This is a genomic window from Bacillus sp. FSL W8-0770 (assembly GCF_038008705.1).
Classification (GTDB): Bacteria; Bacillota; Bacilli; order Bacillales; family Bacillaceae_G; genus Bacillus_A; species Bacillus_A cereus.
Genome location: NZ_JBBOZR010000001.1, coordinates 1,411,152 through 1,432,728, shown reverse-complemented (window position 1 = coordinate 1,432,728; position 21,577 = coordinate 1,411,152). Strand labels below are relative to the sequence as shown.

The following is a 21,577-nucleotide window of genomic DNA, read 5'->3' as shown; positions in this document are numbered from 1 at the left end:
TCCTCCCATTACTTCTTTTTATCTTCACCTATTCCTATTAAAAATTAAGTTCTCTCCAGTAATTCGACAACACACCATCTACATTTTTCAACCCTTTTTCAATTGCAATTTTTACGAAATGATATTTTTATATAATACTAATTCCTTTCTCCACTTTATATTACGAAAAAGAATAGAACAAAAAAAATCAACCGAACGGTTGATTTTTTATCTCCTACTATAATGCGCAGTATCAATACCACGCTGCATTAACCAATGATACGTTTCACCCTTTACAACAAGAGGTACAGATTGCAACTCTTCTATCGTTTTCGCACCAAGAGCTGTCATTATAAATTTCAAATCTGTATGTAGGAGCTCAATTTCATCCACTAACTTCTCGATACCATCTTGCATTAAAATACGTAAAAAGTAACCAGCAAACGCAGTTGTATTCGCCCCTAATGCGATCGCTTTCGCTACGTCAAGCGCTGTTTGTATGCCCCCAGATGCAATAAAAGAGAGGTTATTATTTGTAGAGGTTGCTTCAATAATCGAGGTTGCTGTTTGTATGCCCCAGTTATTAAAATAAGAAAGCATTCGCTGTCTTCTTTCATTTTCAACAGCAGCAAAATTCGTACCACCTTGCCCACCAATATCAATTGCTGTTACACCTACGTTCGCTAACTGCTGCACTGTTTCCTTACTCATCCCAAATCCAACTTCTTTTACAATGATAGGAACTTTACTATTTAAAACAATTTTCTCAATGCGCTGAAGTACTCCAGTAAAATCACGGTCTCCTTCTGGCATCGTTAACTCTTGTATGACATTTAAATGAATTTGCAATGCATTCGCTTCAATCATATCAACGGCACGCTCTGCCTGTTCGATAGTTGCCTCACTACCTAAATTAGCAAAGAAAATACCATTTGGATTTACCTTTCTGATCACCTTATAAGAAGCAGCTTCACTTTCATCTTTTAACGCCGCCATTTGCGAACCTACAGCCATAGCAAGGTTATGATGTTTCGCTACATATGCTAATTGCTCATTAATATGTAACGTTTTCTCTCCTCCACCACCAGTCATCGCATTGATAAAAATCGGCGAACTTAGTGAAAGTTCGCCGATTTTTGTTTCACATGTTATTGTGTCATAATTTGAATTTGGCAAGCTTTGATGCACAAAATCAATATCATGAAAGCCATGCGTACGAGACTGACCAGTAGAAAGAGCGTATTCAATATGATCTAATTTACGTTTTGCCCTTACCACTTGTACCCCTCATTATTTCTTTAATTTTTTCAGTTGTTCACCAATAATATCACTTAATTGGAAAGTAGCAGAATCAGCATTTGGCTCATACTGACTATAATCTTCAGTTACATTATTTTCCTCAAGCGCTTCTTTTATACTTAAAGAAATACGTTTCTCTGCTACGTGAACTTCAAGTACTTTCACTTTTACTTCTTGTCCCATTTCCAATACTTCATTCGGATTTTTCACGTGACGATTTGCAATTTGAGATACGTGTACAAGTCCTTCAACGCCCGGTAAAATCTCAACGAATGCACCAAATGTAACAAGGCGTTTTACTACTCCCTCACGAATATCTCCAGCTTTTATTTCGCCAGCAACGTTTTCCCAAGGTCCTGGTTGAGCTGCTTTAATTGATAAAGAAATACGTTGTGTATCAGCATCAACAGATAACACCTTTACCTTAACCTTTTGACCTTGCTCTAACACTTCAGAAGGTTGCTCTACACGTTCGTGTGAAATTTGTGAAATGTGAACTAAACCGTCCACTCCACCAACATTAACGAATGCGCCAAAGTCAGTTAATCGTTGTACTGTTCCTTCAACAACGTCCCCTTCTTTTAATGAAGAAATTGCTTCTTTTTTCTTAGAATCTAGTTCTAATTCTACTACCGCTTTATGCGAAAGGATTACACGATTTTTTTCACGGTCTAATTCAACAATTTTCACAGCTAATGTTTTACCTTTATAGTCAGTAAAGTCTTCTACATAATGTACTTCTACAAGTGAAGCTGGAATAAAACCGCGAACACCAAGGTCCACAACTAATCCGCCATTCACAATATCTTTTACAGTAACATCAAATACATGACCAGAAGTAAATTTCTCTTGTAGTTCTACCCATGCTTTTTCTGCATCAACAGCACGTTTAGATAAGACAAGATCATCTTCTTCTAATTTAATAATTTTCAACTCTAGTGTTTGATCTAATTCTACAACATCGCTTGCTTTTTCAATATGAACGTTAGCTAATTCACTAATTGGAATTACGCCATCTGTTTTGTATCCAACATTTACAAGCACTTGTTTCTCTTCAACCTTCGTTACACAACCTGTAACAACGTCACCAACTTGTAATTCTTTTGAATCCATAACTTCTTCATTCATTTTCTCTACCATGGAAATACCTCCCTACAGAATTGACAAAGCATTTTTTATGTATATACGAAATGAAAACAAAGTTTTCATTTGCATGTTTAAGAATTTCTCATCACATACTCTTTTTCAATAACATTCACAAGAAAATATATTAAACCTATATAAATAGTATACAGCAAAACCAGCTTGAAAAAAGTATGTTTTGAAATATAATAGCGAATATATTCTGACAGTTTTATTCCTCTTTAACTAACTTCTTACAAATCAGCTCATTTGTCAAGGAAAGAGACTCACAATTCACGTATCCTTTACATTTCTATTTAAACAAAAAAAGAAAGAGGATTATCCCCTTTCTTTATTTCGCAAACACTCCAGAAACAATGCTCATAATTTTTTGGACAACTTCTTCAATTGATAAAGAAGTCGTATCTAATTCCAATGCATCATCAGCCTTTTTTAGTGGAGAAACTTCGCGTTCTGAATCTAATTTATCACGCTGAGCAATTTCTTCTTTTAGCTGCTCTAAATTAGAATCGAAACCTTTATTTAAATTTTCTAAATGCCTTCTTTCCGCTCTTTCTTCAACAGAAGCAAGCATAAAGATTTTCACTTCAGCATCCGGTAATACATGTGTACCAATATCACGGCCGTCCATTACAACGCCGCCTTTTTTCGCTAACTCTTGCTGACGACGTACCATTTCTTCACGAACAAGGCGATGTTTCGCTACAATAGATACTCGATTCGTCACATCAGGTGTACGAATTACTTCAGAAACATCTTGTCCATTTAAAAATACAAGCTGTGTATTTTCTCCTTGCTGAAACTCAATATTTACATTCTTTACAACTTCCATTAACTGCTCTTCATTTTCAATGTCTACTTTTTGTTCAAGGGCTGCATATGTAAGCGTACGGTACATTGCACCTGTATCAATATAAACATAAGAAAGTTCCTTCGCAACAACTTTTGCCACTGTACTTTTCCCTGCAGCTGCTGGACCATCTATAGCAATTGAAATTCGTTTATCCATTGTAACACCTCATTTTTTCACTTATAAAACAAAACGAAAAGCAGGTGTTCACCCTGCTTCTTCTCATTTGCTTCGCGTCATTAAATCCTCAATTATTGTAGCATAATCCTTCATAGAAGAAAATGAAAACTACCGATTCACCTGCAAGATTTCCACTTTGTTTTTTACCATAACACCCTCATAATAAACAATTTTAGATAAATATTTCACTGATGACTTATGTATAAATAACAATTGTACAACAGAAAGACAAATGAATTGTATTATCAATATACGAATAAAAATTCTCTCCATCTTTTTCAACGTAATTTCTCCCTCCTATACTATATTTGCACATTTCGTTTCGTAATTTTATACATCGTACATATAGCAGTTAATTTTATTGTCATTTTCGAGGCATACTTTTATACATTTCCATTGTCGAATTTACTCAAAACATGTTATGTTCTAAATGTATTTTTTTACTTGAAAGGGGTATAAGCATTGAAAAGAATCCTAGTTTTACACACAGGTGGAACAATTGCAATGGAGGAAGATAAAGAAACTGGGGTCGTACAACCAGGTAAAAAAAATCCTCTTTTAAAATTCATTCCTGATTTAGAAGGCGATGTTGATTTAATCGTTGAAGATGTGTTCCATCTACCATCTCCTCATATGACACCGAGCGAAATGTTACAATTACAAGTCATCATTGATGAAAGAGTAAAACAAGACAACATTCATGGCGTAGTTATTACGCATGGTACGGATACATTAGAAGAAACAGCTTATTTCTTAGATTTAACAGTACAAGCAACTATTCCGATCGTAGTGACAGGTGCAATGCGCTCTAGCAATGAGTTAGGTGCTGATGGTCTATATAACTTCTTATCAGCTGTAAAAGTTGCTAGTTGTGATGAAGCTGCAGAAAAAGGTGTTTTAGTCGTATTAAACGACGAAATTCATTGCGCTACAAATGTAACGAAAACACATACAAGTAATGTCGCAACATTCCAAAGTCCACAATACGGACCAATTGGAATGGTAACAAAACGCGGCGTTGTCTTCCATCACGCTTTAGTACATCGCGAATCATATACGATAAATAAAGTGTCTAAAAATGTAGTTGTTCTAAAAGCATATGCTGGCATGGATGATACATTATTAGCAGCAATCGAAAATCTTCCTGTAGACGGCATTGTTATCGAAGCTCTTGGACAAGGTAATCTCCCTCCAAGAACACTGCCTAGCCTAGAAAGATTATTAAATAAAGGTATTCCTGTCGTATTAGTTTCTCGCTGTTTCAACGGTATCGTTCAAGACGTATATTCGTATGAAGGTGGCGGTAAACACTTAAAAGATATGGGCATTGTATTCACATACGGCTTAAATGCACAAAAAGCACGCATTAAATTACTTGTTGCATTAGAGAATACAAATTCTCATGAATCCATTCAAAATATGTTTATGCACGAATAAAAAGGAGCTGTCGAGATTTTCCCGACAGCTCCTTTTTATTTTTCTCTTGATGCAATGGTTTGCGCAATCGCATCTCCATGAAATCTACCGTTCTCGATAAATATTTCATTTGCATTATTTCCAGCAGCAATGACACCTGCAATGAAAATATTTTCAGCATTCGTTTCCATTCTATCCTCTGTATAAATTGGACGTCCTGTTTCTTCATCAATCTGAACACCCATCTTCGTTAAGAAGCTATGATCAGGATGATAACCAGTCATCGCAAATACAAAATCGTTTTTGATTGTAAAAGCTTCACCATCAACTGTAAACGTTAATGTATGCTCAGTAATCTCTTTCACATGAGCTCCAAAATGCATTTGAATTGTACCGTTTCGTACTAACGCCTCAAATTCCGGCAAAATCCAAGGCTTTATGCTTGGTGAATACTCACTTCCACGATACAGTACCGTTACACGTGCACCAGATTTAACAAGTTCTAACGCGGCATCTACACTCGAGTTTTTCCCACCTATAACTACTACATCTCGATCAAAATAAGGATGCCCCTCTTTAAAATAGTGAGCTACTTTCTTCAATTCCTCACCTGGAACATTCATATAATTTGGATTATCATAATATCCAGTTGCTACAACAATATATTTCCCTATATACATTTCCTTACTTCCGTCACGCTTTGTCGTCTCAACCTGAAAAACTTCTCCATCTTTTTGAACTTTCTCCACTCGCTCAAAAGCATTTACACGTACAGATTTACGTTTTACTACTTCACGATAATACGCAAGCGCTTGATTTCGAAATGGCTTACGATTTTCTGTAATAAAAGCTACATCACCAATTTCTAATTTTTCACTAGAAGAGAAAAATGTTTGATGAGTTGGATAATTATAAATGGCATTTACAATGTTTCCTTTTTCAATTACTAACGGATTTATCCCTACCTTTTGCAACGAAATTGCAGCCGCTAATCCGCACGGACCGCCTCCGATTATAATAACTGTTTCTTTCTGCATACTCGTCCACTCCTAGTCTTCTACCAATGCACTATTTATAAAAACAAGAAAAAACCTACTTACAGCAGTAGGCACCTATCTTTATTGTATTCATTTTTCATATATTTGTCATCTAAACGAAACGTACATCCGATAGACATCTGCTAAAAACTGCTGAAATTTAATACCTTGTTTCCCTAATACATTCTCAGGATCAATCTTTCTAGCTGGATCAAGCGTTTTATGTGACACGATATCTTTTTTCGGATTTAAGCCAAAGTTTTGGCATAAATACGCATGATACCATGTAAAACGATTATACGCTTCCCAAAAGTTAACATCACCACCATAACAAAGTTCCACTCCAATGGCCGCCTTATTCGCGTCATAGCCATATAAGTCATTATCCGTCGGCACACCATATCGAACATGATACGCAACTTCATTTATAGGAATAATCTCCAATATTGTTTTATCATCTATAAATGTATGTGCCGAAGCTTTCGGTTGTAATTCATTAAAGTAATCTCGATTGCCTATCGCATTGCTTCCAGGATTCCCCGTATCATGGCTTACGATAAATCTCACTTTAGTCAGAGGAATCCCCGGTCGTGAACTTCCATATCCAATATAATTGCGCTCTATAGGAAACATCGCCATTGCTACCAACTCCCGCTCTAGAAGATTACCTTACTTCCTTATATATGTATTCGGTAGCAATGTCCTTATCGCATATTTCTTACGCGAAGAGAAAATCGAAAATATTTGAAGTGAACACCATAAACAACAAGATACTTACAGCCACTCCATAAAAACCGTAAAACCAAACACAATCTTCTTTCGTATCTAAACCGAAAAATTTATTTACCGATTGTAATAATGTGCCACGCTTGCTTTGTTTGTTTCGTAATACTTCCACTCGCTCTACAACATCTGCTGGCATCATAAATCTTTGGTCTACTGTCATTTTCATCATTTATCTCTCCTTAAAATCATTTCCGTTTTGTTTATCTAAGGAGAGTATAGCACGTTTGTTCGCATAGAACAAGCGTTCTTTTTTATTTTTATTTTATTTTTCAGCAAGCCAAGTAAAAATTGAGATTACAACGGCAATAATCGGCCCTACTACAACCACACCAAATATCAGAAACAGTAGCCCTTCCCCGAACATCCGAACGGTACTTATTTTGCGAGCTTTCATCGTTCTTGCGAGTTCTCCCTCTAACCTATTAACCTTTTCTTCTAATTGTTCTACTCGTTCCAGCATTTCATTCTCCATATACAACACCTCATTTAATACTTCAACAAAAAAACGTGATTCCCTCGAAAGGAAATCACGTTTTCTCAAGATATAATATTTTATACCCAACCTCTGAAGCGGCTTGCTTCAGCCATTTTACGAACACCAACCATGTACGCCGCTAAGCGCATGTTCACTTTACGAACTTGTGCTGTTTCATAAATAGAATCAAATGATCTTACCATTACTTTTTCTAAACGTTGTTCTACTTCTTCTTCAGTCCAGTAGTAACCTTGGTTATTTTGTACCCACTCAAAGTAAGATACTGTTACACCACCAGCACTTGCTAACACGTCTGGAACAAGTAAAATTCCGCGATCCGTTAAAATTTTAGTCGCTTCTAATGTTGTTGGACCATTTGCTGCTTCAACAACGATTTTCGCTTTAATATCATTAGCATTTTCTTCTGTAATTTGGTTCTCAATTGCAGCTGGAACTAAAATATCGCAATCAAGTTCTAACAATTCTTTGTTTGAAATTGTATTGTTAAATAGCTTTGTTACTGTACCGAAGCTATCACGACGGTCTAATAAATAATCAATATCTAATCCATTTGGATCATGTAACGCGCCGTAAGCATCTGAGATTGCAATAACTTTCGCACCTGCATCATGCATAAATTTAGCTAAGAAGCTACCAGCATTACCGAATCCTTGAACAACAACGCGTGCACCCTTAATATCAATGCCACGTTTTTTCGCAGCTTCGCGAATACAAATTGTTACACCTTTCGCTGTTGCTGTTTCACGTCCATGTGATCCACCTAATACAAGCGGTTTACCTGTAATAAATCCTGGTGAATTAAATTCATCAATACGGCTATACTCATCCATCATCCATGCCATAATTTGAGAGTTTGTGAATACATCTGGAGCTGGAATATCTTTCGTCGGTCCTACGATTTGGCTAATTGCTCGTACATAACCGCGACTTAATCTTTCTAACTCACGGAATGACATTTCACGTGGATCACAAATAATTCCACCCTTACCTCCACCATATGGCAAATCAACAATACCACATTTTAAACTCATCCAGATTGAAAGTGCTTTCACTTCATTTTCTGTTACATTCGGATGGAAGCGAATCCCACCTTTCGTTGGACCAACAGCATCATTATGTTGTGCACGATATCCTGTAAATATTTTAACAGTCCCGTCATCCATACGAACTGGTATTTTCACTGTCATCATACGAATTGGTTCTTTTAATAATTCATATACTTCGTTTGGATAACCCAATTTTTCTAACGCTTCACTAATAACAATTTGTGTTGAATTCAATAGTTCAAAATGTTGTTCCCTTTGTTGTTGTGTTTTTGTTTGAGTTCCCTTTTCGGCTACCATAGTAAGTAAACCCCCTGTAATTTCACTTGTTTAGTAAACCTTCATTGCCTAGTATACACCCTTAAATTTGGAATGCAATAGAAAACGCTAACAAATATATACAAACTATTTTCTATTGCAAGCGTTTTCACTATTATTATAGTCCTTTTATTACTTTTAGAAAAGTAAAATACTTAAATATTTAAATATTTTTTATTTCCATCAACCACACTCCCATAAAACTGCATATTTTATTTTCAAAAAGTATGTTCGAGTATTTACAATCATCCCTTCCCTTCTCCAAATAAAAACAAAACCTCAGCTATGTTGTATTAGCTGAGGTTTTGTTTTTTCACAAAGTAATTGTGTATTTGCTCTATCGCGTTAACATCCATTAATTCTTTACCGTACTCCATGATGCGATAAATGGTTGCTGTAGACGGATTACCGTATTCCGCTAAAATAGCTATAAAATCCGCCTTTAACAATTGAATTTGTTCCTCTTCTTCCACCCAAAGATAGAAGCGCTCATCCCACGTATATAGCTTTCCGCCAGTTACACCAAGGTTATATAAGCGATTCGACAGGTTAATTACGTCATCTAGCGTAGCAAACTCATATAATATATGCTCACTTTCATCTAGAGTCACTTGCATTTCAATAAACTCGTCACGGAACTCATCATCTGTATCCATTTCTTGATTTTCTTTCGTTACAATTACAACCATCCCTTGTGCTTGTAGAGAAAACACTTCAACTGCAATCGGACCATCTGCTTCAAACCCTAATTCCTTATTTGCTTCTTGCATCATATCACGAAATAATTGCTGTACTTTCGGTGCATTTCTCCATAAATCTTCTTTCGTTAATCCTCGTTCAGATAAATCATCAAATGTTAGAAAAATTTTTATCTTATTGTAATTTAATCGTTCCAGCCTCATCTCATACCCTCCCTACGTAACCAATGCATCTAATTTTTATTATATGAAATAGAAAATAGATGGTTCTTTTCGAACAACTATTCCGACATTTTTAACCATCCATCCCATTCTTCTTTCGTATCACCAATTAAGATTGTTTCAATGTCCAACTGGTTTAGAACGCCTAGCTTTCCGATAAATCCAACAGAAAGAGATTCCCTTTTTTCTTGTAATAAATTTATAAAGTTCATCGTCTTTTTCATTTCTTGTTCGTCAGCAAAAGATATAAATACATATTTCGGCTGTATTTCCTCTACCGCTGATAACATACCATCTTCAGCTAAGCTTGTCCTAATATATATCGCCTCATATCCTTTTAAGCGTAAATAAGTTGAAAAAATAAATCCTTTCAATGCATCCTTTTCTAACACAATAACTTTGTGTAAAGAGGAAAACATTGAGGCATTGTGATACACCATCCCTAGACGCGTTTGTAAAAATGATAGTGCATATTGAAATTGCACCATTGAAATCTCATTATTATTTTTTGACGTTAATAATTTGTCTGTCACTCGAAGAACAATACTGGCAACAACCTTCTCTGTTGAATATATACTAAAAGCTTCGTTTAATAATGCAGCAATTGTAATTTCATCAAATTTTAACAAAGCTTGTAGCAAATCGTCCACTAAAACAACTTCTTTATCGAAATGTATCTCTTTTTGAACTGTACTCTGCAAACGATTTTCTTCTAATAATTGAACTGCTTGTCCAATCATCATACCGGAAGAAACTTTTTCCATTAACCATTTTAAAATTTGAATATGCTCTTCTGTATATAAACGATGCCCAGCTTGATTCCGCTTTGGGGCAATAATTTGATATCGTCTTTCCCATGCACGAAGCGTACTCGGCTGAACTCCAATTATATTCGAAACGGCTTTTATATTGTATTTCCCATTAAGAGTTGGCATCATTTCCCTCCGCACAATGTAATGATGTGTGTTTGAGCAGGTGCTCGGAAACGAAGTGGTATCAATGTTGTTCCATACCCATTACTAACAAAGAGAATCGTATTTAAATGGTTATATACGCCACCTTTTAAATATTTTTTAGATGGGAATAATCGGATTTGCCCTCCATGCGTATGTCCACTTAAGACAAGTGAAATCTGTTCATTTCCAGACATTTTTTTTATTATATCAGGGTTGTGACTAACTAGGATACGAAAACCATCTTCTTTACAATCCGCCAATGCCAAATCTAGACGATCACGGTGCAATCCAACATCATCTATACCGAGCAAACAAATTTTCTCGCCTAATTCAGACTCAAATACCACTCTTGTATTATCTAAAACTTTTACGTTATTTTCTAATAATAACGCATCTAATTCATGATATTCTATCTCATAATCATTGTTTCCCCACACAAAATATACAGGAGCTATCTCTCTTAACTTTTGAATATTCGCAGAGATTTTTGATAAAGAGACACCTTTCTCTGCTAAATCTCCTCCGATAATTACGAGATCTACTTTTCCTTTTACTTGTTCAATTAACAAATTCGAAATGACTCTTCTATGAATATCAGAAATAAAAAACACATTTACTTTTTGAAAACTTTTCGGAAATTCTTTAAATACTAAAGTATGTTCCAACACCGTATTACGCATCGCTTCTTTATACATCACAAGAAGCAATAAAATCCCCATGCCTATGAGAGTACTGAATAATATAATCCATATCATATTTTTGACTCCCCTCCTCATAAAGATAATCCTAGGCTTTTATAACAAACTGTGATCGCTTAACTCACTAGCTTTCTTGCTTTGTGGACTTATCTTTTATCGGAATTTTTAATTCTTGACCTGCACTCACTTCATCGTCTTGCAAGTTATTATACTTTTTAATTACTTCAATTCCATTTCCATCTGAAAAATATTGCTTCGCTATACTTTCTAAAGTTTCTCCCTCTTTCACAGTATGCGTTATTACTTTTTCAGAATGTTTCTGCGACTCAGATTTAGCTGAATCAAAGAAGATTACTTCAAACGCACTTTTTCCGGCATTATTACTATCACCCTTCACCTGAATATATTTATCCGTGTACCACAAAATACTAATCGGCAGCAGAATGAATAGAAATGTTAAAACCCGGACGAAAATGTGATTTATTTTAAACTTTTGTTTTTTTTCTTTATTTCTATGAATTTCACTACGCGGCGGTAAACTTTCTTTTTCTTCCACTCGCTCAACTTCTAATTCCTCTTCAAAATCAGGAATTCGTTTCCTCATGTTGTTCACCACCACCTTCCATTTATTTTCTTAATTGGAGTCCCATTATAAAATCAACAAGAAAGTGTGCAAAGATTGTTATAAACAAATTTCCTGTCCATTCAAATACATAACCAAAGACAAAACTAATGAAACAGACGAAACAAAACAAAAATGGCTTTGTTATATAACGAATATGTAACACTGCAAATACGAAGCTCGCAATTACAATTCCAAAATGAGTCTGTACTACACCTCTAAATAAAAATTCTTCTGCAAAACCAATTAAGAACGTAATAACGAGTAAGTGTAGAACGGACATTCCTCGAAACATCTTATCGTTAATACCACCATCATCAAACCAAGACTCCGGAAACACTCGCATTGCAACATAATCTAATAACACAATACCAATCGCTAACAAACCACCTATAATAAGTATAGATACTGGTTCCCATTTCCATAAATTAAAGACTTCTTTTACATCTTGAAATAATATATATGCCAGTAAACAGCCAATACCGATAATAATTAACTGTGTTATATATAGATTCAGCCTTATTTCCTGCGGACTCATATCTTCAACATTATGCCTTTGAATGTTCATCATTCCTCCATCTTTTCTAGGCCGAAAAGCTTTTGTAACTCTGTTTCCCAATTATAGTCGAAATCCGATTGTTGCGCTCGTCTTTTTTTATAATCTTCTTTTGTAATACCGCAATAATCGCAGCAATTAATTAACTCTTGCTCTTTCCTATAACCGAACTGTTGCAGCACATATTCACGTCTACATCCTTTAACTTGTATCCATGACTTCATATTTTCTAGCTCACTATATTTATTACGCAACCTTATTTCTACTTCAGCTATTAATCGGTTCATAATTTCATCTGACAAACCTTCTAATAATAATCTTCGTTGTTGTATAATTCCAACCTGTTCGAGATGATAACGAACGAAACGCCAATATTGCTCATTAAATCTTGCTGCATTATAACAAATTTCTTCTACATCTTCTATTGGTAATTCTTTCGTTTGAAACATTCTTTCTTGTAGTAAAGAAAATAAAAATTGTATTTGTGACTTACTTGGCAATTCATCCTCAATGATTGAAATTGGTAAATCATGATCCAACGGACTACATAATAAAATAGCTATACTCGGTTCGCCATCTCTTCCAGCTCTTCCGATTTCTTGTAAGTAAGAAGCTATATTAGTTGGATAATGAAAATGAATAATATATCGCGTATTCGCCTTATTTACCCCCATGCCAAATGCACTTGTGCATATTACAAGTTGCAGTTGATCGTTCATAAACTGCTGTTGAATTAACATACGCTCTTCATGTTCCATACCACCATGATAAAAAGCTACACCAGTAACACCTTTTCCTCTCAAGTATTCCGTTAACCTTTCTGTCCACGCTCTACTTGAGCAATATACAATCCCCGGCCCTTGTAAATACATCACCTGCTCTAAAAGCGCCTCTTTCTTTTCTTCTATCGTCTCTACAAATTGCACATCCATTGCAATATTAGGACGGTCAATAGAGTATACATGTTCCGCGGCACCCTTTAAATTTAAACTATTTGCGATATCCTGCAGTACCCCTTTTGTCGCTGTGGCTGTCAATGCTAATACTGTAGGAGAACCAATATTTTCAATAACTATATTTAGTTTTTTATAGTCCGGTCTAAAATCATAACCCCATTGAGAAATACAATGAGCCTCATCAACAACAAATAATGAAATATGAATTTTCTTCAATTCCCTAATTAATAACTCCGACTGTAACATCTCTGGTGAAACAAAAATAAATTTATATGAAGATAATTTTTTCATCGCTTCTCTTTTTTCATTTAATGTCCGAAAACTATTAAATGCTATTACTCGGTTTTTCACAACATACTTTAATTGTGTTACTTGATCTTCCATTAAAGATAATAACGGTGATACAACAAGCACTGTTCCTTCTCGCATAAGCCCCGGAAACTGATAGCACATAGATTTCCCTCTTCCAGTCGGAAGCATTGCTATCACATCTTTTCCTTCTAATAAATCTGTAATAACTCCTTTTTGACCTGGACGAAATTCAGAATATCCAAACCACTTATATAAATATTCTTCAAGTTTCATTTACACCCTCCATCCGCGCTAATACAAGACGAACTTCAAAATAAGAGATCTCTTCTCCAACCGCTTGTTTCAAAACACGTAACTTCCGCGTTTGCAATGCTTCAATTACTTTTATTACTTTGTCTATCTTTTCTTTTTCCATAAACATTTCAATAGAAAAATCTTTTTCTCGCAAAGCAATTTCAACAAAATGATCTTCTATCGTTGCAACCTTTAAATTCCGAATCGTCGCTATTTCTTCTAAAGAACGTCCTTGTCTCCAAAAATTATATGTTTTTTTCGTCGATAAACTAAATAATTCAGCTCTTTCATTTGGATAAGATATAATTTCAGCTAATAGTGGAAATTCATTTTCTTTATCACGAACTTCTTGTATAAAGAAATGCATTGTACCCCAAAATAAAAAATACACCCTGAATATATCTTGTTTCGTAATTTCTGCTAATTGTTGCAATGTACAACCAATACGTTCATAACCCGTTAGTCGATATGTTACAATCGTCGCTTCTATCGTATTGCTCTTTTCTAAAAGATTATATACTTCCGTCCATAGTTTTCTCGCCAACTCACTTCTCTTATATGGTATTCCTGTTAGAAAACGTTTCACCCACATCATTATTTCTGTATCTTGCTGAATTGGGATAAACTTCGTATTATTCTGTTGTAAATTTGATATAGTTTGAATAATTAATGATAATCTTTTCCAAAATGTTTCACCTAATTCACCATAATGTAAACCATGCAAATGCGCCGGAAAAGCATAAACTTCCTCCCATTTATGTAACTGCATTTTACCCGTAGGTGTTAACACATATGTATTTTCATGTATTTCTTGAATAAAATTCGCTTGCAACAACTTTGCAACTTCACCATCATAGTCATTTCTATTCAATGATTTGTATATTCCGAACAAAAAAGAAATTCGGAACATATTTCCATCTTGTAAAGTTTGCGAAGAACGTTTGCCCTTTAGTAAATAATAAATAGAAGAAACGGTTCTTTCACCATTCAATTGTTTTAAACAATGCAACAAAGTATATTGTATTTGCATGACCGCTTCCACCTTCCAATCTTAACTTCATTCTTTTCAGTACAATTACACTATCTACTTTCGCTCATTAAACTTATCATATGAGAACTATATACTTGTATATATTCTATTGTATCAAACGAAATCATATTTACGTATTTTGAAAATCTTATGACATAATTCAAAAATAAGTTGACACTCTAATTGATAAGCATTATCATTATAATTTTATGTTGAAAAGTTTTACAAACCGTTTTACAATAAGGTTATAATTTTTATGGCGAGCTTTTCACATACATATTATCAGGAGGGAAAAAAGATGGCAAAATATACAATCGTTGATAAAGATACTTGTATTGCATGTGGTGCTTGTGGCGCTGCTGCACCAGACATTTATGACTATGATGATGAAGGTATTGCATTTGTAACATTAGATGATAACCAAGGTATCGTTGAAATTCCAGATGTATTAATTGAAGATATGATGGATGCATTCGAAGGCTGTCCAACTGACTCAATTAAAGTTGCTGACGAATCATTCGACGGAGACGCTTTAAAATTCGAATAGTCTTTTATTAACTTCAAAAAATGCCCCTCATATTGATGAGGGGCATTTTTTGTATCTAAATTTTATTTTTCTTAATAAAAAACCATTAGTAGTTTCACACTACTAATGGTTTTAATATATATTATGCATTTTTCATTTTTGCAAACACCCATACTTTCAGGCGTGAGAATAATGCTACAAATACAATTGTTACAACAATCCCTTTAATTAAATTAAATGGTAAGATTGCCGTTACAACCGTTGTTCTTATAGCTTCGCTAGACATAGCCGGTGAATTTAAAAACCAAGTGTAAGCCGGGAATATGATGATGTAGTTTAATACACTCATAATAAGTGCCATTGTAATTGTCCCTAGCATTAATCCTGTAGTTAAACTCTTCACAGTACGATACTTTCTAAATAAGAAAGCTGCTGGTCCAATAAATAAGCATCCTGCAATAAAGTTTGCAATCTCTCCAACTGGTACTCCCGTTAAACTTCCTTGAATCCCGTAATGTAAAATGTTCTTTATCGCCTCTACAATCACTCCTGCTACTGGTCCAAAGATAATTGCTGCAATTAGAGCTGGTACATCACTAAAATCAATTTTCAAAAATGGCGGAAGCCCTGGGAACGGAAAATCTAACATCATTAGTAAATATGCAATACTACTTAGCATCGCTACACTCACCATCTGCACTACACTGTTTTTTTGTTTCATTTTTCTCTCTCCTTTTCCATCGATCATCTCATGGAAAGTGGAAAGGTTCTGCTATGCCTATTTTTTCATAGAACGAAAAAACCCTTTGTGTTTTACACAAAGGGAGAATTTAAGGCACATCAAACAGACGTTCAAATCCATATCTTTTTTGAACGCTTGAACCTCCATCTTCTCCCATCCAGACTATACTGTCGGCTTTGGAATCACACCAAATCCTGCCTTAACGGCTCGCGGGCTTAGAACAAAATCATAAATAGTTCATCACCGCCGGTCGGGATTTTCACCCTGCCCCGAAGATAGACCGATATTCTATTTTCCCCTTCATTATACAACAACCTCATAACATTGTGAACTAAAAAATTGTAACTTATTTAAAATTAGTTATTTATTTTTCGTAACAAAAAATAAATTGCGAGATATTTTACAATACAATCCATATTTTTTATTATTCGGCATTTCTCTTTTGAATTACCTAGTCATATATAATTAAAAGTGATAAGATATTGAATTGTTAAGATAAGAACATTTTCTGAGTTATGGAGGAAATGTCATGAAAAAAGACAAGAGACATTCTATTCGAGAAGCAATGAAAAAAAACTTAAGAAAAGAATACTTTTACTTAAAAAAAGAATTACTTTTCTACTGCCCAATTGATTTAGGCACATTCTCAAACGAGACATACTATGCTACTTTCGATGAAGATGGCATCAGTATTTATCAGTATGATAAAAAAACAGAAAGTAAATTAAAATTGTGTGAGCGTCATCCGTGGAAGAGTTGGAATAAAGTGAAGATTGATCACTATTTGACAACTTCTCAATTTATTTTTCAGGGTGAGCGAAATTGGATCTTATCTCTTTTTCAAAAAGGAAAAGAAGCTCAAAAAATTATTGAAGAGCATACATCTTTACAAACAGAAGTTGTTTCCCGCTCTTTCTTAAAAAAACTTCCTGGTTTTCGTTCTAATACACCACTGAATAAATACATCGGTAGTATTTGTTACACTGCACTTATTGCATTTTTATTAAAATGGATGATTCCATTTCAAGCACCACAAATCGCCCTGTATTCTATCTCGATTGGTTGTATGCTTCTTGGCCTACTTTGTTTGACAATCGGTTTAATTGAACCGACTATCGTACTGTTTCGAACAAAAGAGAAAACAAGAACAAAAGTTTTTTACTTATATAGCTATTTAGCTATTTCTGGATTTATATGTGTCTTTATTTTTTGGTAAAAGAAGCCGTCCCAAAATAAATTTTGGGACGGTTTTCTTTTAGATATAGATGCTCTAATTCACTCAATAGTTCTAGCAAAAGCGCCCATATAATTTCATTTACATTGAACCTTATTTAAGAAGAACATAAATTTGTTCAAAGTTTAATTTTTGAGATGTTTCCTTCACTTAACATATAATTGTTGATTAGGATAAATTAGCTCTTGCTGCAATCCATTTTTTTCTTTAATTTCCTTAAGTGTCATACTAAATTTCCGTGCAATACTAACTAAAGTATCCCCTTTTTGTACGACATATAATGATGAAGAAACAACTTCATTTCTTTGTTCATTTAAAACAAGCAATGGGTTCATCGCATTCTTTTTCGCCATCGTCCATCTTCCTTGATGAAGTTCTAGATGTAAGTGTGCACCTCGCGATTCTCCCGTGTTCCCTACTTCTCCAATTTTTTCTCCTTTGGAAATATAATCTCCCTGCCCCACATATCTCTTATTTAAATGTGCATATACAGCCTCATATTCTCCGTGTTTAATAAATACAACATTTCCATAACTACTTGAATAATAAGACTTCGTTACCCTACCATCTTGAATAGCTGCCACAGGCGTTCCAATCGGCGCAGCTACATCAATACCATAATGTTTTCCATGCCTTGTCCCAAAATAATCACTTATCTGACCTTCAACAGGCCATGTCCATCGATTTTCTTCTGCATAAACATGTAATTGAGATACAAACAGTATACTCAATAACATGACGCCGCATTTTAAAACTTTCATATACATCCTCCGTTTTCTAATTACCACCATACCTTCTCTATTTTGGTATATTACAGAAAAAAGTATACAAAAAAAAGAAAGTGAATTACTCCACTTCCTTCTCTTTCTTATCACGAAAAACTAATGCACTACGGTTATACTCCACATCTTTCACTTGTAATCGGGCATTTATTACTCGAGCTATCGCAAACAAATAATCAGATAATCTATTTACATACTTTAAGACAACTTCATTTATTTTCACTTCTTTTTGCAATGATACTATAGAGCGTTCTGCTCTCCTTACAACAGTACGTGCAATATGAATAGTAGCCGCCGCCTCGCTACCACCTGGCAAAATAAAGCGTTCTAATGGCGGGGCTTCTTCTATATATAAATCAATCTTTCTTTCTAAACTTTCAACCATCTCAATTGTCACTTTATAAGGAATTTTTTGTTCCACTATTGCCAAGTCTCCTCCGCAATCAAATAGTTCATGTTGAATATTTTCGAGCTCATTGTAAATATCTCTAAAAGCCCCGCCTTGAACCTTAGTCATTGCATATCCAATATGAGAATTTGCCTCGTCTATTGTTCCATACGCTTCCACACGGATATCATCTTTATCAACCCTGCCACCTATTACACTTGTCGTTCCTTTATCTCCTGTTTTTGTATATAATTTCATTTCTTCACAGCCCCTCTCTTGTTATTCTTGATTCGATCAAGATAGAAAAAAGTTCTACCATTCTTTATTTAATTGAGTTTACAAAAAAATAAAAAACAGCAGAACTTTATTCATTATCAACTTTAAAAACACATATCTAAATTATACGATTCGGTAAATATACAGAGAATGTAGTTCCTTCTCCAACAACACTTGATACAGCAATTTTACCGTCATGGCCTTGAACAATATTTTTCGCAATCGCAAGCCCAAGTCCTGTTCCACCCTTTTTCCCACGTGTTCTTGCTTTATCAGCTTTATAGAAACGATCAAATAAAAATGGAATATCCTCTTCTGGAATGCCTGCACCCGAATCTTGTACTTCAAAAATGAGGCCATTATTTTTCGTATCAATTACAAGCGTTACATGTCCACCCGCATTCGTATGACGAATTGCGTTATCAATCAAGTTCGTCAACACTTGTTCCATCCGATCTGCATCAAACGCATATTCTTCAATCTGATTCCGGAAATCAACTGTTAGTTCAACTTCTTTATCCTTTGCAATTCCTTGGAATTTACGACCAATTTTTTCCACAAATGGATGTATGTCCACTTCACCAATATGTAACTCTACGTGACCGCTTTCCATACGAGCTAAATCTAACAATTCATTTACAAGTTTACCTAAACGAACGGATTCATCATAAATGATTTGAACAAACTCATCTATTTCCTCTTTCGTTTGCACAATATCATCTAAAATCGCTTCACTATACCCTTGCAGCATGACCATCGGTGTACGAAGTTCATGTGATACATTCGCAATAAAGTCTTGACGCATTTTCTCAAGACGACGTTCTTCCGTCATATCTCGCAGTACCGCTACAGCCCCACGAATTTTCGTTTGATTGTAAAGTGGTGTCATAAGAACTACATAGTTCCCTTTTTGTAAATTAATTTCAACAACTTGTTGTTGCTCGCTTTCTACAACGAGATGGAATAGTTCCACAAGTTCAGAAGGTAATTTTTTACTTAACTCTATCTCTTTTTCTTCTTGCCAAACTTGTAAGAAATGTTCAGCCGGTGGATTAATAACTACGACTTCACCTTCTTGATTTAACGTAATAACTCCATCTGCCATACTACTCAAAATACTGGCTAACTGTTCTTTTTCTTGCTGCAAAGCATTCATATTAAACTTCAACTGTTTACCCATTTGATTTAAGGCCGTTGCCAGCTCACCAATTTCGTCCTGAGATACCATAGGAGCCTTTGCATCAAATTTCCCACGTGACACTTCAAAAGCAACCTCACGCATTTTACGAAGCGGTGCTGTAATCCGAGTAGATAAGAAGAACGCAAAGAAAGTTGTTAATATAATCGCAATCCCAGCGGCTAAGAAAATGAAATCAGTCGTTCTCTCCATATCTTTTATTGGCACTTGTAAAGATTCATATACGAACACTGCGCTTTGATTTTTTGATTGCACTGGTTTCCCAACGATCACAATATCATTTTCAGTGCTTTTATTCTTTCTACTATCAGAAGCTTTTCTAATGTTGTTCTTAATTTCTTTTTTGTCCGTAAAAACAGCGGCTAATTCTTTATCTTCTTTTAAATTATCCATTGTAAGGGTGACTAACCCTTCTTGTTTCGGTGAAGAAGAGATTTCCTTGCCATCTTCTACAATAATAATCCTTGAAAGTGGATCAGAGAATTTGTACGCGATGTTCTCAATCGTTTTTACATCGGCACCTTCTTCAATTAATTCCGTAACACTTGTTGCGACTTTTTGAAGTCTATTTTCACTCATATCAACATAATACGTTCTAAAAAATTGTGAAAGTAAAATCGCAACAAATCCAAGAACAAACGAAACGAGAAGTAATATGGTCATCCATAACTTCCCTACTACACTTCTCCAAAGCATCAGTCGTTCACAACCTCAAATTTGTAACCTACACCCCAAACAGTAACAATCATTTTCGCTGCATCTGGTGATTTTTTGCTTAACTTCTCACGTAAACGCTTTACATGTGTATCAACTGTACGTAAATCTCCGAAGAATTCATATTGCCATACTTCTTTTAACAGCTGCTCACGATCGAATACTTTATCAGGAGCTTTCGCTAAAAATAATAGTAACTCATATTCTTTCGGCGTTAAGTTTACTTCATTGCCATCTGCAGTAACACGGTGTGCATCGTTATCAATTGTTAAGTGAGGGAATACAGTAACATCTTTTGTCGTTGTATCTTGTGTAAAGAATGTTGTTGGTACAGCACGACGTAATACCGCTTTCACACGTAGCACGACCTCACGTGGACTAAACGGCTTTACAATATAATCATCTGTTCCAACTTCAAATCCTTGTACTCTATTTACTTCTTCACCTTTTGCTGTCAGCATAATAATTGGTGTCGCTTTCTTCTCACGAACCCCTTTACATACTTCAATGCCATCTTTACCAGGCATCATAAGATCTAATAAGATTAAATCGTAATCATTTTGCAACGCCATTTCTAAAGCTGTATCACCATTATCTGCTTCTTCAATCGTATATTGTTCTCTTTCTAAGTACATTTTCAATAAACGACGAATACGATCCTCATCATCTACAATTAAAATTCTTGATTCATTTTCCATCTCTACCCGCTGCGTACTCTCACCTCAGCGGTTCACACCTACCCTTCTTTAACTATTATGTTGCGCTATTCTCGTTTATTTAAGCAATCTTCTAAATGTTTCACTTCCCATATTATGCTTCACAAGAA

The 21,577-nt window shown here is 35.0% G+C and carries 24 protein-coding genes and 1 riboswitch; of the genes, 3 read left to right on the top strand and 21 right to left on the bottom strand.

The window, feature by feature from the left end; genetic code table 11:
* Positions 1 to 207 precede the first annotated feature (207 nt).
* The 4 genes from NST27_RS07530 to NST27_RS07515 all read right to left on the bottom strand — a co-directional run bounded on the left by NST27_RS07530 (position 208) and on the right by NST27_RS07515 (position 3,733).
* On the bottom strand, positions 208 to 1,257 hold the full coding sequence (locus NST27_RS07530; RefSeq protein WP_000251037.1) for a type 2 isopentenyl-diphosphate Delta-isomerase: 1,050 nt from the start codon (positions 1,255 to 1,257) through the stop codon (positions 208 to 210).
* 12 nt (positions 1,258 to 1,269) lie between these two features.
* Positions 1,270 to 2,418 (bottom strand): 30S ribosomal protein S1, encoded by a 1,149-nt coding sequence (rpsA, locus tag NST27_RS07525; RefSeq protein ID WP_000229548.1) that lies wholly within the window; start codon positions 2,416 to 2,418, stop codon positions 1,270 to 1,272.
* 334 nt (positions 2,419 to 2,752) lie between these two features.
* On the bottom strand, positions 2,753 to 3,430 hold the full coding sequence (cmk, locus tag NST27_RS07520) for a (d)CMP kinase (protein WP_000361252.1): 678 nt from the start codon (positions 3,428 to 3,430) through the stop codon (positions 2,753 to 2,755).
* A gap of 129 nt (positions 3,431 to 3,559) precedes the next feature.
* Positions 3,560 to 3,733 carry a YpfB family protein gene (locus tag NST27_RS07515; protein ID WP_000738057.1) on the bottom strand — a complete coding sequence of 58 codons (174 nt, stop codon included), beginning with the start codon at positions 3,731 to 3,733 and terminating at the stop codon, positions 3,560 to 3,562.
* Positions 3,734 to 3,913: 180 nt separating this feature from the next.
* Here NST27_RS07515 and ansA point away from each other — a divergent pair, with 180 nt between their 5' ends.
* On the top strand, positions 3,914 to 4,888 hold the full coding sequence (gene ansA, locus NST27_RS07510) for an asparaginase (RefSeq protein WP_000822026.1): 975 nt from the start codon (positions 3,914 to 3,916) through the stop codon (positions 4,886 to 4,888).
* 35 nt (positions 4,889 to 4,923) lie between these two features.
* On the opposite strand, the gene NST27_RS07505 is transcribed toward ansA, so the two are convergent.
* The 12 genes from NST27_RS07505 to NST27_RS07450 form a co-directional block, all read right to left on the bottom strand.
* The gene (locus NST27_RS07505; protein WP_001168510.1) at positions 4,924 to 5,904 is read right to left on the bottom strand and encodes a YpdA family putative bacillithiol disulfide reductase; all 981 of its coding nucleotides are present in this window, start codon (positions 5,902 to 5,904) and stop codon (positions 4,924 to 4,926) included.
* Between the two features lie 108 nt (positions 5,905 to 6,012).
* Positions 6,013 to 6,543 carry a peptidoglycan recognition protein family protein gene (locus NST27_RS07500; RefSeq protein WP_001240655.1) on the bottom strand — a complete coding sequence of 177 codons (531 nt, stop codon included), beginning with the start codon at positions 6,541 to 6,543 and terminating at the stop codon, positions 6,013 to 6,015.
* A 79-nt stretch (positions 6,544 to 6,622) separates the two neighbouring features.
* Positions 6,623 to 6,859 carry a DUF3961 domain-containing protein gene (locus NST27_RS07495; protein WP_001983018.1) on the bottom strand — a complete coding sequence of 79 codons (237 nt, stop codon included), beginning with the start codon at positions 6,857 to 6,859 and terminating at the stop codon, positions 6,623 to 6,625.
* A 93-nt stretch (positions 6,860 to 6,952) separates the two neighbouring features.
* A complete protein-coding gene (locus NST27_RS07490) occupies positions 6,953 to 7,162 on the bottom strand; it encodes a hypothetical protein (RefSeq protein WP_000426768.1) in 210 nt (69 codons plus the stop codon).
* An 80-nt stretch (positions 7,163 to 7,242) separates the two neighbouring features.
* Positions 7,243 to 8,529, bottom strand: a complete 1,287-nt coding sequence (gene gudB, locus NST27_RS07485) for an NAD-specific glutamate dehydrogenase (RefSeq protein ID WP_000225173.1) — start codon at positions 8,527 to 8,529, stop codon at positions 7,243 to 7,245.
* 311 nt (positions 8,530 to 8,840) lie between these two features.
* Entirely contained in the window at positions 8,841 to 9,449 is a 609-nt protein-coding gene (locus NST27_RS07480) for a genetic competence negative regulator (protein ID WP_001235402.1), read from the bottom strand.
* Between the two features lie 77 nt (positions 9,450 to 9,526).
* Entirely contained in the window at positions 9,527 to 10,402 is an 876-nt protein-coding gene (locus NST27_RS07475; protein WP_001142650.1) for a MerR family transcriptional regulator, read from the bottom strand.
* Positions 10,402 to 11,178, bottom strand: coding sequence for a metallophosphoesterase (locus NST27_RS07470; RefSeq protein ID WP_000637796.1), 777 nt, complete (start codon positions 11,176 to 11,178; stop codon positions 10,402 to 10,404). The genes NST27_RS07475 and NST27_RS07470 overlap by 1 nt, the downstream gene beginning before the upstream one ends.
* A gap of 67 nt (positions 11,179 to 11,245) precedes the next feature.
* Positions 11,246 to 11,725 (bottom strand): LysM peptidoglycan-binding domain-containing protein, encoded by a 480-nt coding sequence (locus NST27_RS07465; protein WP_001231550.1) that lies wholly within the window; start codon positions 11,723 to 11,725, stop codon positions 11,246 to 11,248.
* Between the two features lie 22 nt (positions 11,726 to 11,747).
* Positions 11,748 to 12,311, bottom strand: coding sequence for a CPBP family intramembrane glutamic endopeptidase (locus NST27_RS07460; protein WP_001025780.1), 564 nt, complete (start codon positions 12,309 to 12,311; stop codon positions 11,748 to 11,750).
* Positions 12,311 to 13,840 carry an ATP-dependent DNA helicase RecQ gene (recQ, locus tag NST27_RS07455; RefSeq protein ID WP_047385805.1) on the bottom strand — a complete coding sequence of 510 codons (1,530 nt, stop codon included), beginning with the start codon at positions 13,838 to 13,840 and terminating at the stop codon, positions 12,311 to 12,313. The genes NST27_RS07460 and recQ overlap by 1 nt, the downstream gene beginning before the upstream one ends.
* Complete coding sequence (locus NST27_RS07450; protein WP_001167012.1) at positions 13,830 to 14,891, bottom strand: helix-turn-helix domain-containing protein; 1,062 nt, start codon at positions 14,889 to 14,891, stop codon at positions 13,830 to 13,832. The genes recQ and NST27_RS07450 overlap by 11 nt, the downstream gene beginning before the upstream one ends.
* Positions 14,892 to 15,189: 298 nt before the next feature.
* Between NST27_RS07450 and NST27_RS07445 the strand changes: the two genes are divergently transcribed.
* Positions 15,190 to 15,438 (top strand): ferredoxin, encoded by a 249-nt coding sequence (locus NST27_RS07445; RefSeq protein WP_001151993.1) that lies wholly within the window; start codon positions 15,190 to 15,192, stop codon positions 15,436 to 15,438.
* A gap of 121 nt (positions 15,439 to 15,559) precedes the next feature.
* Here the strand turns inward: NST27_RS07445 and NST27_RS07440 are convergent, their stop codons facing one another.
* Positions 15,560 to 16,138: an ECF transporter S component gene (locus tag NST27_RS07440; RefSeq protein WP_000810856.1), complete on the bottom strand. Its 579-nt coding sequence runs from the start codon at positions 16,136 to 16,138 to the stop codon at positions 15,560 to 15,562.
* Between the two features lie 162 nt (positions 16,139 to 16,300).
* A riboswitch (FMN riboswitch) is annotated at positions 16,301 to 16,440 on the bottom strand.
* Positions 16,441 to 16,688: 248 nt separating this feature from the next.
* Between NST27_RS07440 and NST27_RS07435 the strand changes: the two genes are divergently transcribed.
* On the top strand, positions 16,689 to 17,375 hold the full coding sequence (locus NST27_RS07435; RefSeq protein WP_000710837.1) for a hypothetical protein: 687 nt from the start codon (positions 16,689 to 16,691) through the stop codon (positions 17,373 to 17,375).
* Positions 17,376 to 17,539: 164 nt separating this feature from the next.
* On the opposite strand, the gene NST27_RS07430 is transcribed toward NST27_RS07435, so the two are convergent.
* The 4 genes from NST27_RS07430 to resD all read right to left on the bottom strand — a co-directional run bounded on the left by NST27_RS07430 (position 17,540) and on the right by resD (position 21,449).
* On the bottom strand, positions 17,540 to 18,154 hold the full coding sequence (locus NST27_RS07430; RefSeq protein WP_000866120.1) for a peptidoglycan DD-metalloendopeptidase family protein: 615 nt from the start codon (positions 18,152 to 18,154) through the stop codon (positions 17,540 to 17,542).
* Positions 18,155 to 18,239: 85 nt separating this feature from the next.
* On the bottom strand, positions 18,240 to 18,821 hold the full coding sequence (locus NST27_RS07425) for a cob(I)yrinic acid a,c-diamide adenosyltransferase (protein WP_000781277.1): 582 nt from the start codon (positions 18,819 to 18,821) through the stop codon (positions 18,240 to 18,242).
* Positions 18,822 to 18,957: 136 nt separating this feature from the next.
* A complete protein-coding gene (resE, locus tag NST27_RS07420; protein ID WP_000964696.1) occupies positions 18,958 to 20,733 on the bottom strand; it encodes a sensor histidine kinase ResE in 1,776 nt (591 codons plus the stop codon).
* Positions 20,733 to 21,449, bottom strand: coding sequence for a DNA-binding response regulator ResD (gene resD / locus NST27_RS07415; protein WP_000426861.1), 717 nt, complete (start codon positions 21,447 to 21,449; stop codon positions 20,733 to 20,735). The genes resE and resD overlap by 1 nt, the downstream gene beginning before the upstream one ends.
* Positions 21,450 to 21,577: the final 128 nt, after the last annotated feature.

Bases quoted from the DNA above. Each gene is read 5' to 3' on its own strand.
- NST27_RS07490 (WP_000426768.1), bottom strand. From the start codon at position 7,162: ATGGAGAATGAAATGCTGGAACGAGTAGAACAATTAGAAGAAAAGGTT.
- NST27_RS07500 (WP_001240655.1), bottom strand. From the start codon at position 6,543: ATGGCGATGTTTCCTATAGAGCGCAATTATATTGGATATGGAAGTTCA.
- NST27_RS07445 (WP_001151993.1), top strand. From the start codon at position 15,190: ATGGCAAAATATACAATCGTTGATAAAGATACTTGTATTGCATGTGGT.
- resE (WP_000964696.1), bottom strand. From the start codon at position 20,733: ATGCTTTGGAGAAGTGTAGTAGGGAAGTTATGGATGACCATATTACTT.
- NST27_RS07470 (WP_000637796.1), bottom strand. From the start codon at position 11,178: ATGATATGGATTATATTATTCAGTACTCTCATAGGCATGGGGATTTTA.
- NST27_RS07495 (WP_001983018.1), bottom strand. From the start codon at position 6,859: ATGATGAAAATGACAGTAGACCAAAGATTTATGATGCCAGCAGATGTT.
- NST27_RS07450 (WP_001167012.1), bottom strand. From the start codon at position 14,891: ATGCAAATACAATATACTTTGTTGCATTGTTTAAAACAATTGAATGGT.
- NST27_RS07430 (WP_000866120.1), bottom strand. From the start codon at position 18,154: ATGAAAGTTTTAAAATGCGGCGTCATGTTATTGAGTATACTGTTTGTA.
- NST27_RS07460 (WP_001025780.1), bottom strand. From the start codon at position 12,311: ATGAACATTCAAAGGCATAATGTTGAAGATATGAGTCCGCAGGAAATA.
- NST27_RS07480 (WP_001235402.1), bottom strand. From the start codon at position 9,449: ATGAGGCTGGAACGATTAAATTACAATAAGATAAAAATTTTTCTAACA.
- resD (WP_000426861.1), bottom strand. From the start codon at position 21,449: ATGGAAAATGAATCAAGAATTTTAATTGTAGATGATGAGGATCGTATT.
- NST27_RS07505 (WP_001168510.1), bottom strand. From the start codon at position 5,904: ATGCAGAAAGAAACAGTTATTATAATCGGAGGCGGTCCGTGCGGATTA.
- gudB (WP_000225173.1), bottom strand. From the start codon at position 8,529: ATGGTAGCCGAAAAGGGAACTCAAACAAAAACACAACAACAAAGGGAA.
- NST27_RS07435 (WP_000710837.1), top strand. From the start codon at position 16,689: ATGAAAAAAGACAAGAGACATTCTATTCGAGAAGCAATGAAAAAAAAC.
- recQ (WP_047385805.1), bottom strand. From the start codon at position 13,840: ATGAAACTTGAAGAATATTTATATAAGTGGTTTGGATATTCTGAATTT.
- rpsA (WP_000229548.1), bottom strand. From the start codon at position 2,418: ATGGTAGAGAAAATGAATGAAGAAGTTATGGATTCAAAAGAATTACAA.
- NST27_RS07465 (WP_001231550.1), bottom strand. From the start codon at position 11,725: ATGAGGAAACGAATTCCTGATTTTGAAGAGGAATTAGAAGTTGAGCGA.
- NST27_RS07475 (WP_001142650.1), bottom strand. From the start codon at position 10,402: ATGCCAACTCTTAATGGGAAATACAATATAAAAGCCGTTTCGAATATA.
- cmk (WP_000361252.1), bottom strand. From the start codon at position 3,430: ATGGATAAACGAATTTCAATTGCTATAGATGGTCCAGCAGCTGCAGGG.
- NST27_RS07425 (WP_000781277.1), bottom strand. From the start codon at position 18,821: ATGAAATTATATACAAAAACAGGAGATAAAGGAACGACAAGTGTAATA.
- NST27_RS07440 (WP_000810856.1), bottom strand. From the start codon at position 16,138: ATGAAACAAAAAAACAGTGTAGTGCAGATGGTGAGTGTAGCGATGCTA.